This is a genomic window from Streptomyces sp. NPDC044063, from assembly GCF_056434285.1.
The window spans coordinates 1-17,543 of sequence record NZ_JBWKFM010000033.1 but is presented as its reverse complement, the minus strand read 5'-3'; the positions used below and the strand labels follow the sequence as shown (position 1 = coordinate 17,543).

Annotated in this window: 12 protein-coding genes; 9 read left to right on the top strand and 3 right to left on the bottom strand. The window is 74.9% G+C overall.

Annotation, left to right across the window (positions count from 1 at the left end; translation table 11 throughout):
* Positions 1 to 6: 6 nt before the first annotated feature.
* Positions 7 to 408, bottom strand: coding sequence for a TOBE domain-containing protein (locus AC07BS_RS29740; RefSeq protein WP_478642756.1), 402 nt, complete (start codon positions 406 to 408; stop codon positions 7 to 9).
* Positions 409 to 457: 49 nt separating this feature from the next.
* Positions 458 to 3,025, bottom strand: coding sequence for a flippase-like domain-containing protein (locus AC07BS_RS29735; RefSeq protein ID WP_478935082.1), 2,568 nt, complete (start codon positions 3,023 to 3,025; stop codon positions 458 to 460).
* Between the two features lie 413 nt (positions 3,026 to 3,438).
* On the opposite strand from AC07BS_RS29735, the gene AC07BS_RS29730 reads away from it, so the two are divergent.
* From AC07BS_RS29730 to nudC, 5 genes are all read left to right on the top strand, one after another.
* On the top strand, positions 3,439 to 3,798 hold the full coding sequence (locus AC07BS_RS29730) for an MGMT family protein (RefSeq protein WP_478642754.1): 360 nt from the start codon (positions 3,439 to 3,441) through the stop codon (positions 3,796 to 3,798).
* A 197-nt stretch (positions 3,799 to 3,995) separates the two neighbouring features.
* Positions 3,996 to 7,610, top strand: coding sequence for an ATP-dependent helicase (locus tag AC07BS_RS29725; RefSeq protein WP_478935071.1), 3,615 nt, complete (start codon positions 3,996 to 3,998; stop codon positions 7,608 to 7,610).
* 47 nt (positions 7,611 to 7,657) lie between these two features.
* Positions 7,658 to 10,948, top strand: coding sequence for an ATP-dependent DNA helicase (locus AC07BS_RS29720; RefSeq protein ID WP_478935070.1), 3,291 nt, complete (start codon positions 7,658 to 7,660; stop codon positions 10,946 to 10,948).
* A 47-nt stretch (positions 10,949 to 10,995) separates the two neighbouring features.
* Positions 10,996 to 12,435 (top strand): dipeptidase, encoded by a 1,440-nt coding sequence (locus tag AC07BS_RS29715; RefSeq protein WP_478642749.1) that lies wholly within the window; start codon positions 10,996 to 10,998, stop codon positions 12,433 to 12,435.
* 56 nt (positions 12,436 to 12,491) lie between these two features.
* The gene (gene nudC, locus AC07BS_RS29710) at positions 12,492 to 13,421 is read left to right on the top strand and encodes an NAD(+) diphosphatase (protein WP_478642746.1); all 930 of its coding nucleotides are present in this window, start codon (positions 12,492 to 12,494) and stop codon (positions 13,419 to 13,421) included.
* Between the two features lie 49 nt (positions 13,422 to 13,470).
* Here nudC and AC07BS_RS29705 read toward each other — a convergent pair whose 3' ends face one another.
* Positions 13,471 to 13,713: a mycoredoxin gene (locus AC07BS_RS29705; RefSeq protein ID WP_478642745.1), complete on the bottom strand. Its 243-nt coding sequence runs from the start codon at positions 13,711 to 13,713 to the stop codon at positions 13,471 to 13,473.
* 171 nt (positions 13,714 to 13,884) lie between these two features.
* Here AC07BS_RS29705 and AC07BS_RS29700 point away from each other — a divergent pair, with 171 nt between their 5' ends.
* The 4 genes from AC07BS_RS29700 (at position 13,885) to AC07BS_RS29685 (ending at position 17,424) form a co-directional block, all read left to right on the top strand.
* Positions 13,885 to 16,164, top strand: a complete 2,280-nt coding sequence (locus tag AC07BS_RS29700) for an ATP-dependent DNA helicase UvrD2 (RefSeq protein WP_478642743.1) — start codon at positions 13,885 to 13,887, stop codon at positions 16,162 to 16,164.
* A gap of 152 nt (positions 16,165 to 16,316) precedes the next feature.
* Complete coding sequence (locus AC07BS_RS29695) at positions 16,317 to 16,610, top strand: hypothetical protein (RefSeq protein ID WP_478642741.1); 294 nt, start codon at positions 16,317 to 16,319, stop codon at positions 16,608 to 16,610.
* 128 nt (positions 16,611 to 16,738) lie between these two features.
* Complete coding sequence (locus tag AC07BS_RS29690) at positions 16,739 to 17,110, top strand: WhiB family transcriptional regulator (RefSeq protein WP_478643222.1); 372 nt, start codon at positions 16,739 to 16,741, stop codon at positions 17,108 to 17,110.
* On the top strand, positions 17,107 to 17,424 hold the full coding sequence (locus tag AC07BS_RS29685) for a hypothetical protein (protein ID WP_478935069.1): 318 nt from the start codon (positions 17,107 to 17,109) through the stop codon (positions 17,422 to 17,424). Before AC07BS_RS29690 ends, AC07BS_RS29685 begins: the two co-directional genes overlap by 4 nt.
* Positions 17,425 to 17,543 lie beyond the last annotated feature (119 nt).

Below are 17,543 nucleotides of genomic sequence, written 5' to 3'. Positions count from 1 at the left end.
GGCTCCTCAGGCGCGGTCGATGTGCACGTTGGTGGCCTTCACCCGGGCCACGGCCTCCATGCCGACGGCCAGGCCGAGCTCCTCGACGGCCTCGCGGGTGAGGAGGGAGACCAGGCGGTGCGGGCCGGCCTGGACCTCCACCTGGGCGGCCACGTCGCCCAGCTTCACGGCCGTGATGATGCCGGGGAAGGCGTTGCGGGCCGTGGTGTACGCCTCGCCCGCCTCATCCGGCTCGGCGGCCTCGGCCGCCAGCGTCACCGAGAAGGCCGCCAGGTCCGGGCCCTCGATCAGGCGTCGCCCCGCCTCGTCACGGCGGGTGGGGATCCGGCCGGCGTCGGCCCAGCGGCGGACCGTGTCGGGGCTCACGCTCAGCAGACGGGCTGCCCGCCCGATGGTGTACGACCGCATGTGCGGCACCGTACGGCGTCGCGGCTCGCAGACGCAAGGTGATCCGGCTCTAGATGGCGCTCTTGCGGGTGAGGTGGGTGAAGGACACCCAGCCGGGGAGCACCGGCAGCCACAGGGTCATCAGCCGGAAGAGGAGGACCGCCGGCGCCGCCTGCTCCGCGGGCAGGCCCGCGAAGGTCAGGGCACCGGTGAGGGCGAACTCCACCGCGCCCACGCCGCCCGGGGTGGGCGCCGCCGAGCCCAGGGCGTTGGCGGTCAGGAAGACCACGGCGATGCTGGCGTAGCTGAGCTCGCCGCCGAAGGCGCGGATCGAGGCGTCCAGGCACATCACGTTGGCGGCGGTCAGCATCACCATGCCGCCGATGCCCGCGAACAGCTTCTGCGGGCGCTGGAGGACGTCCAGCATGCGCGGCACCACGCCGGCGAACAGCGAGCGCAGCCGGGTCGACACGAACTTCCGCAGGACCGGGATCGCGGCGACGACCAGCACCAGCACGGCCGCGGTGAGCAGGCCGCCGATCACGGTGCGGGAGGGTCCGAGGGAGGAGCTGCGCTCGGTCCCGGTGACGTAGCCGAAGGACAGCAGCAGCAGGATGTGGCAGGCCAGGCTGAACAGCTGGGAGGCGCCCACGCTCGCCACGGCCAGGCCGGGGCGGATGCCGGCGCGCTGGAGGAAGCGGGTGTTGAGGGCGACGCCGCCCACCGCGGCGGGCGCCACGAGCTTCACGAACGACCCGGCGACCTGGGCGGCGACCGTGCGCGCGAAGGACACCTTCTCCGGCACGAAGCCCAGCAGGCCAAGCGCCGCGGCGACGTAGGTCAGCGCCTGGAAGGCGACCGCGACCGCCACCCAGGCCCAGTTGGCCTTGTCGACGAGATCGCCGAACTTGATGTGGGTGAGCTGGGAGAGCAGGAAGTAGGCGGCGAACGCGCCGGCCACGAAGCTGATGAGGGTGCGTGGCTTGATGCGTTCGAGGCGCACGGGCTCTATGGGCGCCTGCGGCCGGATGAGCAGCACCTGGCGGCGGATCCGGGCGAGCAGGTCCTCCTCGCGGGCCTCCTCCAGCGCCTCGTCCATGGCCTTCTTCTCGGCCTGCCGCTCGGCCTTGAGCGCCTTGCGGCTGACCTCGTCGGGGGACGCCTCGCCGGAGCGGGCCTCCTTGGCCAGCCGGGCGGCCTCCAGGACCTTCTCGCGCTCGCGCTCGGCACGCTCCCGGGCGAGCTGGCGCAGCGTCGCCCGGCTGATCCGGGTCAGGGCCAGCGGCTGGAGCAGGGGGAGGCTGTCGGCGACGGCGTCGGGACCCAGCACGGCCACACCGGTGGCCACCGCCCGCTCGGCGCCGACCCGCAGGCCGAGGGTGACGAGCAGCTGGGCGACGTCCATCCGCAGGATCACGTCGCCGGCGGCGATCTCGCCGCCGCGCAGATCGGTCAGGACGACATTGCCGGAACGATCCACCAGCAGGGCGTCCCCGTCGAGCCTGCGGTGGGCGATCCGCCGCGACTGCAGGGCCCGCACCTGCCGCCAGGCGCCGTCCAGCAGGTCGTCGGTGATCTCGTCGGCGGCCAGCGCGTCGAGGGTGCGGCCGCCGACGTGCTCGTAGACGAGCATGACGGCGTCCGGGCCCAGCTCGGAGGTGGCGATCAGCTTGGGCGCGTTGGCCCCGGCGGCGATGGCCGCGTAGGCCAGCAGCGCCTCCTGCTCCAGGGCCTGGCGCAGGGACAGCAGGCTGCGGCGCTGGATGACGCTGCGCAGTGCCAGCCGCTGCCAGACGCGGTAGAAGAAGCCCTGCGCCTGCTGCTCGCGGTCGACGACGGTGACGTCGAGGGGCGGGCCGTCCTCCAGCGTGACGATGTAGCGGCGGCCCCGGTCGTGGGGCGCCGCGGGCTCGGCGTGGCCGGCGTCCTCCGCGCGCAGGGCGGTGACGGGCTTGAAGCCCACCCGGCGCAGCCCGGCCAGCAGGTGCTGGCCGGTGGGGCGGACGTTGGGGGAGCCGACCGCGTAGAGCGTGCCGTAGGCGACGGTCCAGCCGATCAGGACCGTGACGGCGATGGAGAACGGCGTGGTGTAGCCGTTGACCAGCACCGCGAACGCGTCCAGGAGGAGGACGACCCACATCGCGACCCGCCAGCGCGGGCGCCGGGACATCCCGACGGCCGTCATATAGGCGATCACGGGGGCCAGGTAGCCGTGCACCGGGTCGGTGACGCCGCCGGTGGGCGAGGTCTGGGTGAGCGCGTCGCGGATCGACTCGGGCGCGGCCTCGGCGACCCAGAGGTCGGTGGCCAGCGACACGCCGTGCGCGAGGACGGCGGCCAGCACGCCGTCGGCGATGCGCAGGCCGTCCCGTTTGATCAGCCGCTCGATGGCGAACGCCACCGGCACGATGAAGATCGCGACGTTGGCGGCCAGCCCGGCGAAGCTGGCCAGCAGCTGGGGCGCCTTGCCGGTGCTCTCGCTGATGTCCTGTTCCAGGCCGGTGGTGGTGGCGTGGGCGAAGGCGGCCAGCGCCAGCACCAGGGCGATGCCGACGATGCCCAGGAAGAGCCGCACGAGATCGGCCGGGCGGTGGACGCGGGCGGGGAGCAGGGGCTCGTCGCCGGAGACCTTGTCGATGGTGACCTCGCCGTCGTCGCACGTGTACCTGCCGCGGTCCTCCGCCTCGCCGTCGCAGGGCAGCACCTTCGGGGCGCGGGCCTCCTCAGGAGGCCGTACGCCCTGCTGCTCGTTGGTCTCTTCTCGGTCTCGTATCACCAGTCACCGCCCGGAAGATGGTGGCACGACCCGGCCGGGCAAGGGGGTATCAGGGTGCATTTCGGGGGCGCGGACTGGAGATCGTACGCCCTGTAGTCCTCCGGCGCACTCTGGGTGATCTTGTGGAATGGCTGGCTCCGGTAGGTGCGGCGTGCGGCCCGTCGTGCGGTCCGTCGTGCGGTGCGTCCTGCGGTGCGTCCTGCGGTGCGTCCTGCGAGGCGTCCTGCGGTGCGTCCTGCGGGGCGGAGGTCCGTGCCGGCCGCGGTGTCGGTGGCGTGCGGCAGTATGGACCGGTGACCGAGCTCCCCGAATACGCGGAACGCGTGCTGGCCGTCGCCGAGACGATCCCGCCCGGGAGGGTGATGACCTACGGCGACGTCGCCGAATGGCTCGGCGAGGGCGGCCCCCGGCAGGTCGGCCGCGTCATGGCCCTCTACGGCGCGGCCGTCCCCTGGTGGCGCGTCGTCCGCGCCGACGGCGCCCTCCTCCCCGGCCACGAGCTGCGCGCCCTGGAGCACTACCGCGCCGAGGGCACCCCGCTGCGCGACGCCGGCCGCACCGCCGAAGGACACCTCCCCCGCCTCGCCCTCGCCCGCGCCCGCTGGGACGGCTCCGGTGTGAATCCGCCCACCTGACCGCCCCCGCCGTCCACGCCCCCCGGACCGCCGCGACCCCGGTATGACCCGAACGGATGAGGCCGCCCGGGCACCACGGCGACCCACCGGACGTCCTGCGCCCCACCCCTCTCCTGGCGTAGCGTCGAGGACCGCGCCCCGCCTCAGCACCGACGGCCGCACGACACCCCGCACTCCCACCAGGACCGGCAAACCACGTGAGCTCCTCTCCGCCCTCCCGCCCCGCCACGGGCGCGTACCGCCTCGTACGCACCCCACCGGGGCCGGTGGCCCCTCCTGAGCTGGACGCGGCGCAGCGGGCCGTGGTTGAGCACGACCGGGGACCCCTGCTGGTGCTGGCCGGACCGGGCACGGGCAAGACCACCACCCTCGTCGAGACCGTCGCCGCCCGCGTCCGGCGCGGCGCCGACCCCGACCGCATCCTCGTCCTCACCTTCAGCCGCAAGGCCGCCGTCGAACTCCGCGACCGCATGGCCGCCCGCCTCGGCGGCGCCCCCGCCCCCCAGGCCACCACCTTCCACTCCTACTGCTACGCGCTCGTCCGCGCCCACCAGGACGCCGGCCTCTTCGCCGAACCCCTGCGCCTGCTCTCCGGCCCCGAACAGGACGTCATGGTCCGCGAGCTGCTCGCCGGCGAGACCGAGCTCGCCGCCCGCGGCCTCGGCCGCGTCCGCTGGCCCGGCGACCTCCGCGCCTGCCTCACCACCCGCGGCTTCGCCGACGAGGTGCGCGCCGTCCTCGCCCGCAGCCGCGAGCTCGGCCTCGGTGAGGACGACCTCGCCCGCTTCGCCGCCCGCATCGGCCGCCCCGACTGGAGCGCCGCCGCCTCCTTCATGGCCCAGTACCTCGACGTCCTCGACGCGCGCGGCGTCCTCGACTACGCCGAGCTGGTCCACCGCGCCGTCCTCCTCGCCGAACGCGACACCACCGCCGCCGCCGAGCTCGGCCGCCGCTACGACGCCGTCCTCGTCGACGAGTACCAGGACACCGACGCCTCCCAGGTCCGCCTGCTGCGCGCCCTCGCCGGCGGCGGCCGCACCCTCGTCGCCTTCGGCGACCCCGACCAGTCCATCTACGCCTTCCGGGGCGCCGATGTGAACGGCATCCTCGACTTCCCCACCGCCTTCCCCCGCCACGACGGCACCCCCGCCCCCGTCCGTGTCCTGGCCACCTCCCGCCGCTCCGGCGCCGGCCTCCTCGCCGCCACCCGGCTCCTCACCCACCGGATGCCGCTCACCCGGCTCCCCGCCGACGCCGTCCGCGCCCACCGCGACCTCGCCACTCCCCGCGCCGGCGGCCGCGTCGAGGCCCGCACCTTCCCCACGGCCGGCGCCGAGGCCGACAACATCGCCGACATCCTCCGCCGCGCCCACCTCGAGGACGGCGTCCCCTGGCACGACATGGCCGTCCTCGTCCGCGCCGGCTCCCGCTCGATACCCCCCCTCCGCCGCGCCCTCACCGGCGCCGGCGTCCCCGTGGAGGTGGACGGCGACGACCTCCCCCTCCGCCACGAGCCCGCGGTGGCGCCCCTGCTCATGGCCCTGCGGGCGGTGGCGGAAGCGGCGACCGGCTCCTCCGGCGAGCCGGCGGCCCCGGCGACCGGGCCGGACGCACCGGGTTCTGCCGAGAACGGCGCGCTCGGGATGCCCGGCGCGGCCGGTACGCCCGGAGAGCCGGCCGAGCCCGGCGCGCCCGCCGAGCCCGGCCCCGGCGGTACGCCGGCTCCCGGCGACCCCGTCGCGTCCGGCACCCCCGCCGAGCCCCGTACCGCCGGTACGACGGGCGAGCGCGCCGTGTCAGGCGTCTCCGGCCCGTACGGTGCCGTCGGCGCGCCCGCCGAGCCCGGCCCCGGCGGTACGCCGGCCCCCGGCGACCCCGTCGCGTCCGGCACCCCCGCGGAGCCCCGTACCCCCGGTACGACCGCGGCCCCGGGGGCGGCCCCCCTCGACCCCGCCACCGCGCTCGCCCTGCTCACCTCGCCCCTCGGCGGTATGGACGCCTCCGACCTGCGACGGCTCGGGCGGGCGCTTCGGGAGGAGGAGCGGGCCGCCGGGGAGCGGGTGCCGCGGCCGTCCGACGTGCTCATCGCCGAGGCCCTCGCCGAGCCCGCCCGGCTCGTCGCCCACGACCCCGCCTACGCCCGCGGCGCCCAGCGCCTCGGCGCGCTCCTCGCCGCGGCCCGCCGGCTGCTCGCCGACGGCGGCACCGCCGAGGAGGCCCTCTGGACCCTCTGGGACGGCACCCCCTGGCCCGCCCGCCTGCAGCGCGCCGCGCACCGCGGCGGGGCCGCCGGCCGCAACGCCGACCGCGACCTCGACGCGGTCTGCGCCCTCTTCGAGACCGCCGCCCGCGCCGAGGAACGCACCGGCGGCCGCGGCGCCCTCAACCTCCTCGACGAGCTCGAGGCGCAGGACATCGCCGCCGACACCCTCACCCGCCGCCCCGTGCGCCCCGACGCCGTCCGCCTCATGACCGCCCACCGCTCCAAGGGCCTCGAATGGCGGCTCGTCGTCGTCGCCGGTGTCCAGGAGGGCCTCTGGCCCGACCTGCGCCGCCGCGGTTCCCTCCTCGAGGCCGACCGCATCGGCCGCGACGGCCTCGCCGAACCCCTCACCCCCAAGGCCCTCCTCGCCGAGGAGCGCCGCCTCTTCTACGTCGCCGCCACCCGCGCCCGCGAACGCCTCGTCGTCACCGCCGTCAAGGCCGCGGCCGAGGACGGCGACCAGCCGTCCCGCTTCCTCACCGAGCTCGGCGTCCAGCCCGTCGACGTCACCCAGCGCCCCCGCCGCCCCCTCGCCGTCGCCCCGCTCGTCGCCGAACTCCGCGCCACCACCGTCGACCCCCACGCCTCCGCCACCCTGCGGGCCGCCGCGGCCCAGCGGCTCGCCGCCCTCGCCGCGCTCCGCGACGACGACGGCATGCCCCTCGTCCCGGCCGCCGACCCCGACCGCTGGTGGGGCCTGGCCGAAACCACCAGCGCCCCCGCGCCCCTGCGCGACCCCGAGCAGCCTCTGGCCCTCTCCGGCTCCGCCCTCGGCCAGCTCACCGGCGCCGGCTGCTCCCTCCAGTGGTTCCTCGGCCGCGAGGTCAAGGCCGACGCCCCCGCCACCGCGGCCCAGGGCTTCGGCAACGTCGTCCACGTCCTCGCCGACGAGGTCGCCTCCGGCCGTACGCCCGCCGACCTCGCCGTCCTGATGGAGCGCCTCGACTCCGTATGGGACTCCCTCGCCTTCGACGCCCCCTGGAAGTCCCGGCAGGAGAAGGACGACGCCCGCGCCGCCCTCGAACGCTTCCTGCGCTGGCACGTCATGGAACGCGGCCGCACCCCCGTCGCCACCGAGCACCCCTTCGACGTCACCCTCAAGGCCCGCCAGTACCAGGTCCGCATCCGCGGCTCCATGGACCGCGTGGAGCGCGACGACCACGGCCACGCCTACGTCGTCGACTTCAAGACCGGCCGCAACACCCCCTCCGCCGCCGAGGTCGAGCAGCACCCGCAGCTCGCCGTCTACCAGCTCGCCGTCCAGGAGGGCGCCGTCGACGGCCTCTTCGACGGCACCCGCCCCCGCCCCGGCGGCGCCGAACTCGTCCACCTCCGCCAGGGCGCCCCCAAGAAGGACGGCGGCGACACCGTCCCCCGGGTCCAGGGCCAGGAGGCCCTCGACGGCGAATGGGTCGGCGAGCTCCTCGCCGAGGCCGCGGGCCGCGTCCTCGAGGAGCGCTTCGCCCCCCGCCCCGGCCGCCACTGCTCCCACTGCTCCTTCCGTTCCTCCTGCACCGCCCGGCCCGAGGGCCGCCAGGTGGTGGAGTGACGTACGACGGTCCGGCGTTGTCGGCACCCCCCGTTACGGTGGACAGGGTGACCCCCCGGACCCCCCGTCTCACCGACCCCGAGCAGCTCAAGGAGCTCCTCGGCATCCCCTTCACCGCCGAGCAGATGGCCTGCGTCACCGCGCCCCTCGCCCCGCAGGTGATCGTCGCCGGCGCCGGCTCCGGCAAGACCACGGTCATGGCCGCCCGCGTCGTCTGGCTCGTCGGCACCGGGCAGGTCGCCCCCGAACAGGTCCTCGGCCTCACCTTCACCAACAAGGCCGCCGGCGAGCTCGCCGAACGCGTCCGCAAGGCCCTCGGCGAGGCCGGCATCACCCCCGGCGCCCCCCACGAGCCCGGCACCGACGGCGAACCCCAGATCTCCACCTACCACGCCTTCGCCGGCCGCCTCCTCAAGGAACACGGCCTGCGCATCGGCCTCGAGCCCACCGCCCGCCTCCTCGCCGACGCCACCCGCTACCAGCTCGCCGCCCGCGTCCTGCGCACCTCCCCGGGCCCCCACCCCGCCCTCACCCGGCCCTTCGCCGACCTCGTCGCCGACCTCCTCACCCTCGACGGCGAACTGTCCGAGCACCTCGTGCCCCCCGCCCGGCTCCGCGCCCACGACCACGAGCTGCTCGCCGCCCTCGGCACCGCCCGTCTCACCAACGCCGACCTGCGCAAGGCCCCCGACGCCGCCCGCGCCCGCCTCGAACTCCTCCAGCTCGTCGAGGCCTACCGGCGCGAGAAGAAACACCGCGACCTCCTCGACTTCGGCGACCAGATCGCCCTGTGCGCCGAGCTCGCCCGCACCCGCCCCGAGACCGGCCGCATCCTCCGCGAGCAGTTCGCCGTCGTCCTCCTCGACGAGTACCAGGACACCTCCGTCGCCCAGCGCATCCTCCTCGCCGGCCTCTTCGGCGGCGGCACGGGCCACGCCGTCACCGCCGTCGGCGACCCCTGCCAGGCCATCTACGGCTGGCGCGGCGCCTCCGTCGCCAACCTCGACGACTTCCCCGCCCACTTCCCGCACGCCGACGGCAGCCCCGCCCGCCGCCACACCCTCAGCGAGAACCGCCGCAGCGGCGGCCGCCTCCTCGACCTCGCCAACGGCCTCGCCGCCCCCCTCCGCGCCCGCCACCACGGCGTCGAGGCGCTGCGCCCCGCCCCCGGCGCCGAACACGACGGCACCGTCCGCTGCGCCCTGCTGCCCACCCACGCCGCCGAACTCGACTGGCTCGCCGGCTCCCTCGCCCACCTCGTCCGCACCGGCACCCGCCCCGGCGACATCGCCGTGCTGTGCCGCACCGCCGGCGACTTCGCCCGGATCCAGGCCGCCCTCGTCGCACGGGACCTCCCCGTCGAGGTCGTCGGCCTCTCCGGCCTCCTCCACCTCCCCGAGATCGCCGACCTCGTCGCCGTCTGCGAGGTCCTCGCCGACCCCACCGCCAACGCCCCCCTCGTCCGCCTCCTCACCGGACCCCGCTGGCGCGTCGGCCCCCGCGACCTCGCCCTCCTCGGCCGCCGCGCCCGCACCCTCGTGCCCTACGCCGGCACCGGCACCGGCACCGACCCCGAGCGTCGCCTCGCCGAAGCCGTCGAGGGCACCGACCCCGCCGAGGTGATCTCCCTCGCCGACGCCCTCGACACCTTCCTCACCCCCGCCGGCGCCCCCGACGACGGCCTCCCCTTCTCCACCGAGGCCCGCGTCCGCTTCGCCCGCCTCGCCACCGAACTCCGCGACCTCCGGCGCGCCCTCGCCGACCCCCTCATGGACGTCCTCCACCGCGTCCTCACCACCACCGGCCTCGACGTCGAACTGGCCGCCTCCCCCCAGGCCCTCGCGGCCCGCCGCAAGGAGACCCTCGACCAGTTCCTCGACATCGCCGCCGGCTTCGCCGCCCTCGACGGCGACACCACCGTCGCCTCCTTCCTCGGCTTCCTGCGCACCGCCGCCCAGTACGAGAAGGGCCTCGACAGCTCGCTGCCGGGCGGCGAGAACACCGTGAAGATCCTCACCGCCCACAAGTCCAAGGGCCTCGAATGGGACGTCGTCGCCGTTCCCGGCCTCGTCGACGGCGCCTTCCCCAGCACCAAGGGCACCGACTCCTGGACCGCCCACGCCCACGTCCTCCCGCACACCCTGCGCGGCGACGCCGACACCCTGCCCACCGTCGAGACCTGGGACGCCAAGGGTCTGAGGGCCTACCAGCAGGACATGAAGGACCACAAGGCCACCGAGGAGCTGCGCCTCGGCTACGTCACCTTCACCCGCCCCCGCTCCCTCCTGCTGGCCTCCGGCCACTGGTGGGGCCCGGCCCAGAAGCGCCGCCGCGGCCCCTCGGAGTTCCTCGAACGCCTCCGCGCCCACTGCGAGGCCGGTCACGGCGAGATCGAGGCCTGGGCCGAGCGGCCGGGCGACGACGAGACCAACCCGGCCCTGGAGGAGGCCGAGCGGGAACACGTCTGGCCGCTGCCCCTGGACGGCGCCGCCCTGGCCCGCCGTCGGGAGGCGGCCGACGCCGTACGGGCCCACACGCGTCAGGGGACCGCCCCCCGGGAGGCCATGGCGGCCACCCCCGAGGAAGCCATGGCACCCACCCCCGAGGAGGCCCGCGCCATCGCCTCCTGGGACCGCGACCTGGCCACCCTCACCGGCGAGCTCCAGCGCGCCCGCGCCACCGTCCGCGACATCGTGCTGCCCCCCGCCCTCAGCGCCTCCCAGCTCGTACGGCTCGCCGCCGACCCCGAGGAGTTCGCCCGCGACCTGGCCCGCCCCATGCCCGCCCGCCCCCGGCCCGCCGCCCGCCGCGGCACCCGCTTCCACGCCTGGGTCGAATCCCGCTTCGAGGCCCTCCCGCTGCCCCTCCTCGGCCCCGACGAACTCCCCGGCGGCCCCGACGACGACCCGGAGATCGCCGACGAGCGCGACCTGGCCGCCCTCAAGGAGGCCTTCGAGCGCACCCCCTACGCCCACCGCACCCCGTACCGCGTCGAGGCGCCCTTCCGCATCGTGCTCGCCGGCCGCGTGATCCGCGGCCGCATCGACGCCGTCTACCGCCACCGCGGCCCCGACGGCGACACCTACGAGATCGTCGACTGGAAGACCGGCCGGGCCCAGGACGCCGACCCCCTCCAGCTCGCGATCTACCGCGTCGCCTGGGCCGAACGCCAGGGTGTGCCCGTGTCCTCCGTCACGGCCGCCTTCGTCCACATCCGCGACGGCGCCACCGTCCACCCGCCCGGCCTGCCCGACAGGGCCGGGCTGGAGCGCCTCCTCCTCGGCACCGGCCCCGACCCGGCCGCCGGCGGGGGAGCGGCCACCGGAGAGGGCATGTGACGAAACCCGGTCCCGGTCACACCCCGTGTACGGATAGGCTCGATGTCATGAGCAGCACCCCGGACAGCGCCGTCCGCACGTACATCGACGCCCATCGCGCCGCGTTCCTCGACGACCTCGCCGAGTGGCTGCGCATCCCGTCGGTGTCGGCCGACCCCGCCCGCGCGGAGGACGTCCGGCGCAGCGCGGACTGGCTGGCCGCGAAGCTCAAGGACACCGGCTTCCCGGTCGTCGAGATCTGGGAGACCGGCACCCCGGACGCCCCCGGCGCCCCCGCCGTCTTCGCCGAATGGCCCTCCGACGACGCCCAGGCCCCCACCGTCCTGGTCTACGGCCACCACGACGTCCAGCCCGCCGCCCGCGAGGACGGCTGGCACACGGAGCCCTTCGAGCCCACCGTCCGCGACGGCCGCCTCTACGCCCGCGGCGCCGCCGACGACAAGGGCCAGGTCCTCTTCCACACCCTCGGCGTCCGGGCCCACCTCGCGGCCACCGGCCGCACCGCCCCCGCCGTCCACCTCAAGCTCCTCGTCGAGGGCGAGGAGGAGTCCGGCTCGCCGAACTTCCCCGCCCTCGTCAGCGACCGCGCCGACCGCCTCGCCTGCGACACCGTGATCGTCTCCGACACCGGCATGTGGGCCGAGGACACCCCCACGGTGTGCACCGGCATGCGCGGCCTCACCGACTGCCAGATCGACCTCCGCGGCCCCGACCAGGACATCCACTCCGGCTCCTTCGGCGGCGCCGTGCCCAACCCCGCCACCGAGGCCGCCCGCCTGGCCGCCGCCCTCCACGACGACGACCGCCGCGTCGCCGTCCCCGGCTTCTACGACGGCGTCGTCGAGCTCACCGACACCGAGCGCGAGCTCTTCGCCGAGCTCCCCTTCGACGAGGAGCGCTGGCTGCGCACCGCCCACTCCCACGGCGCCCTCGGCGAAACCGGCTACAGCACCCTCGAACGCGTCTGGGCCCGCCCCACCGCCGAGGTCAACGGCCTGACCGGCGGCTACCAAGGCCCCGGCGGCAAGACCATCGTGCCCTCGTCCGCCCAGCTCAAGCTCTCCTTCCGGCTCGTCGCCGGGCAGGACGCCGACCGCGTCCAGAACGCCATCCGCGACTGGGTCGCGGCCCGGCTGCCCACCGGCATCCGCCACGAGGTGACGTTCTGGGGCGCCACCCGCCCCTGCCTCACCCCCCTCGACCACCCGTACCTGCGGTCCCTCGTCCGGGCCATGGGCCGCGCCTTCGGCCAGAAGATCCGCTTCACCCGCGAGGGCGGCTCCGGCCCCGCCGCCGACCTGCAGGACGTCCTCGGCGCGCCCGTACTGTTCCTGGGCATCTCCGTGCCCTCCGACGGCTGGCACGCGCCCAACGAGAAGGTCGAGCTCGACCTCCTCATGAAGGGCGTCGAGACCGCCGCGTACCTCTGGAGCGACCTGGCCGCCGGCGACCCCGCCGACCCGGCCCGGACCGCACCCACCCGCTGACCCGCCCCGGCGGGCCCGAGGCAACACACCATCCGTAGGGGGAGTTGGAAGCAGCCGTGAGCACCTGGACCGAATTCGCAGCAGACCGGCCGATCACGCTCAGCGGCGCGAGCGGCATCGACCGCGCCGCGCACCACCGCCTGGACGAGGCCTGGCTCTCCGCGGCGTGGAGCCACCCCTCGACGCGGGTCTTCGTGGTCTCCGGCGGCCAGGCGCTGATCGACGACACCCCCGACGGCCGCACCGAACTGGTGATGACCCCCGCCTTCGAGGCACCCCCCACCGAGACCCACCGCTACTTCCTCGGCCGGGACGGCGACGGCGTCGCCTACTTCGCGCTGCAGAAGGACGCCCTGCCGGGCCGCATGGACCAGTCCGCGCGCCCCGCCGGCCTCCGCGAGGCCGGGCTGCTCCTCTCGCCGCGCGACGCCGGCCTGCTCGTCCACGCCGTCGCCCTGGAGAACTGGCAGCGGCTCCACCGCTTCTGCTCCCGCTGCGGCGAGCGCACCGTCATCGCCGCCGCCGGCCACATCCGCCGCTGCCCGGCCTGCGGCGCCGAGCACTACCCGCGCACCGACCCGGCCGTGATCATGCTGGTCACCGACGAACAGGACCGCGCCCTGCTCGGCCGCCAGATGCACTGGCCGGAAGGCCGCTTCTCGACCCTCGCGGGCTTCGTCGAGCCGGGCGAGTCCATCGAGCAGGCGGTACGCCGCGAGGTCGCCGAGGAGGCGGGCGTCGTCGTCGGCGACGTGGAATACATCGCCAGCCAGCCCTGGCCCTTCCCCTCCAGCCTCATGCTCGGCTTCATGGCACGCGCCACCTCCGCCGACATCCAGGTGGACGGGGAGGAGATCCACGAGGCGCGCTGGTTCTCGCGGGACGAGCTGCGGGCCGCGTTCAAGACCGGGGAGGTCCTGCCTCCCACCGGCATCTCGATCGCGGCCCGCCTGATCGAACTCTGGTACGGCGAGCCGCTGCCGTAGCGGCCGCCGCGCCCCTTCGCCGGCTCGCCCCTTCGCCGGCTCGTCGGCCTCAGACGCCGATCTTGGCCTTGACCTGGGCCAGCGAAGGGTTGGTGAGCGTGCTGCCGTCCGCGAAGAGAACGGTGGGGACCGTCTGGTTGCCACCGTTCGCCTTCTCCACGAAGGCCGCCGAGTCGGCGTCGAGCTCGATGTTGACCTCGTTGTACGCGATGCCCTCGCGGTCCATCTGGCTCTTCAGACGGCGGCAGTAACCGCACCACGTCGTGCTGTACATCGTCACGCTGCTCGACATGCGACCCGCGCTCCTTTTCCTTCGTTTTTCCTCGGTGTAATTCCGGAAGGAGAACGCTCACCCACCGGCCGGCATTCCCACCACGGGACTCCGGTCGTACCGGTACGACCATACGGCCCCGGCTGTGGACGACATTCCCGGTCGCCCCCGCGGACCTGGCAGCATGGCGGGGTGACACCAGCAACGCACTCCACCCTCTTCCCCCAGGTGCCGGCCTCCGCCGACGCGGTGCTCGACGGGCTCGACCCCGAGCAGCGCCAGGTGGCCACCGCCCTGAGCGGCCCGGTGTGCGTGCTGGCCGGCGCCGGCACCGGCAAGACCCGCGCCATCACCCACCGCATCGCCTACGGCGTCCGCTCCGGCATCCTCCCGCCCGCCGCCGTGCTCGCCGTCACCTTCACCAACCGCGCCGCCGGAGAGATGCGCGGCCGCCTCCGCCAGCTCGGCGCCGGCGGCGTCCAGGCCCGCACCTTCCACTCCGCCGCCCTCCGCCAGCTCCAGTACTTCTGGCCCAAGGCCGTCGGCGGCGAGATGCCCCGCCTCCTCGAACGCAAGGTCCAGGTCGTCGCCGAGGCCGCCGCCCGCTGCCGCGTCCGCCTCGACCGCAACGAGCTCCGCGACGTCACCGGCGAGATCGAATGGTCCAAGGTCACCCAGACCGTCCCCGAGGACTACCCGGCCGCCGCCGCCAAGAGCGGCCGCGAAGCCCCCCGCGACGCCGCCGAGATCGCCCGCGTCTACGCCACCTACGAACAGCTCAAGCGCGACCGCGGCACCATCGACTTCGAGGACGTCCTGCTGCTCACCGTCGGCGTCCTCCAGGACCGCCACGACATCGCCGACACCGTCCGCCGCCAGTACCAGCACTTCGTCGTCGACGAGTACCAGGACGTCAGCCCCCTCCAGCAGCGCCTCCTCGACCTCTGGCTCGGCGACCGCGACAGCCTCTGCGTCGTCGGCGACGCCAGCCAGACCATCTACTCCTTCACCGGCGCCACCCCCGACCACCTGCTGAACTTCCGCATCCGCCACCCGCACGCCACCGTCGTCAGACTCGTCCGCGACTACCGCTCCACCCCCCAGGTCGTCCACCTCGCCAACGGCCTCCTCTCCCAGGCCCGCGGCCGCGCCGCCGAACACCGCCTCGAGCTCATCTCCCAGCGCGACCCCGGCCCCGACCCCGCCTACACCGAATACGCCGACGAACCCGCCGAGGCCGAGGCCACCGCCCGCCGAGTCCGCGACCTCATCGCCTCCGGCGTCCCCGCCAGCCAGATCGCCATCCTCTACCGCGTCAACGCCCAGTCCGAGGTCTACGAACAGGCCCTCGCCGACGTCGGCGTCCCCTACCAGCTGCGCGGCGCCGAACGCTTCTTCGAGCGGCCCGAGGTCCGCGAGGCCGGACTCCTGCTGCGCGGCGCCGCCCGCGCCGGCCACCACACCGACCCCCAGCTCGCCGGCGCCGACGACGTACCCGCCCAGGTGCGGGCCGTCCTCAGCACCCGCGGCTGGACCCCGGAGCCCCCCGCCGGCTCCGGCGCCGTGCGCGAACGCTGGGAATCCCTCGCCGCCCTCGTCCGGCTCGCCGAGGACTTCGTCCGCGTCCGGCCCGACGCCACCCTCGCCGACCTCGTCGCCGAGCTCGACGAACGCGCCGCCGCCCAGCACGCGCCCACCGTCGAAGGAGTGACCCTCGCCTCGCTCCACGCCGCCAAGGGCCTCGAATGGGACGCCGTCTTCCTGGTCGGCCTCACCGAGGGCATGATGCCGATCACCTACGCCAAAACCGACGAGCAGATCGAGGAGGAGCGCCGCCTCCTCTACGTCGGCGTCACCCGCGCCCGCACCCGCCTCTTCCTGTCCTGGTCCCTCTCCCGCACCCCCGGCGGCCGCCCCTCCCGGCGCCCCACCCGCTTCCTGAGCGGCCTGCGGCCCGGCTCGGCCGCGCCCCGCTCCGGCGGCGGCTTCGGAACCACCTCCGCGTACGGCGGCCCGGGCTTCGCCACGGGCGGCTCCGGCTCCGGCTTCGCCTCCGGCTTCGGTTCCGGACCGGGCGGGCACGGCGGTGAGCACGGCGCCCGGGGCCGGCGCGTCCCGGTGCGCTGCCGGGTCTGCGGCCGGACCCTCACCGCGGCCGGGGAGATCAAGCTCATGCGGTGCGAGGACTGCCCCTCGGAGCTCGACGAGGCGCTCTACGAGCGGCTGCGCGACTGGCGGGCCGAGCAGGCCGCCCTGCTGGGCCAGCCCGCCTTCTGCGTCTTCACCGACAAGACACTCCTCGCGATCGCCGAGGCCGTTCCGGGAACCGAACCGGAGCTCGCGAGCATCTCTGGAGTCGGAGGACGCAAGCTCGCCAGGTTCGGAGCCGATGTCCTCGCCCTGTGCGCGGGCGACGTTCCGGCGTCGGACAACGTGTCCCAGGACACGTCCGAAGAATCTCCGGAAAAATAGTTTGCGCGTGTGGACGGCATACCCATAGCCTTCCCAGCAGGGAACGACGGCTCTGCGGTACTACCGGGATTCGTTGGATCCGTGCTGTACTGAACCGAAGACTCGGACCGGTTTCGACCGGTCCCCCGAGACGCCGAGAGGAGGCGGAGAAAATGATCAGCTTTATCAGCCGCGACAAAATGACCGATCGCCGCGTCAGCTCCGCCGGCATGCTCGGCTCCGCCTTCGGCCCGTTCCAGGGCACCGGTCTGTCCGGTGCCGGAATGGTCCAGCTGGAACAGCGACCGGCCATGACGTCCCCGGTAAAGGCAGCAGCAACGGCACAGGCCCAGGCCTATGTCGTCGCCGCGCCCGCCAATGGCGCCGGTTCCCCGAACGCACCGCAGCACCACCTTCCCAAGACGTGGGCCTTCCGTGGGCTCAAACCCTGGAGAGATCCAGCCTGATCGCGATCAGGTCGGCACCTTCCAGGGCCGCGGAACCCACACCGGGATCCGCGGCCCTTTTGCTTGCCCCCAAGCCCGGGGAAACCAGCCCGGCCACCAGCCGGAACACAGACGAGGACATGGACACCGTGCAACTCAAGGCACACACCCCGTCAGTAGCCACCGACCTGATCCCCCCGCCTGTCCCCACGGAGGACACCTTGACTCCCCTCACCTCACTGACCACCCTCACCGACCTCGACGACGCGATCGAGAACCTGGGTGGCTCCGTGCCCTGCCGCAGCTACGACCCCGAGGTCTTCTTCGCCGAGTCCCCGGCCGACGTCGAGTACGCCAAGTCGCTCTGCCAGACCTGCCCGCTCCGCGAGGCCTGCCTGGCCGGCGCCATGGACCGCCGCGAGCCGTGGGGCGTCTGGGGCGGCGAGCTGTTCGTCCAGGGCGTGGTCGTGGCCCGCAAGCGTCCCCGTGGCCGCCCGCGCAAGAACCCGGTCAGCGCATGAGCACCGCCGGCACCATCGACCACCCCACCACGTACGACCCCCAGAAGCAGGCCCCGACCATGCAGCACCCGTCCGAGCCGTTCGGCTCCAAGGCCCCCCGCCACACCTCCGCGACCGCGTCGCGTCAGAACAGGAACCTCGAAATGCAACTCATCCCAGAAGCCCTGGCCCGGGCCCATATGGACAACCTCCTGCGCGAGGCGGAGTCCCAACGCCCCGCCCTGCGGCTGGTCACCGCCCGCCGCATGCAGCGCCGCGCCGAACGCGCCTCGATGCGCGCCCGCCGCGCGCTGGCCATGGCCGTCATGCAGTGAGACCCCCGCGGGGGGGGGGGGGGGGGAAAACACCCCCCCCCCCCCCCCCACACCCCCCCCCCCCCCCCCTCCTTCCCCCCCCCCCCCCCCCCCCCCCCCCCCCCGCTCCCCCCCGTACC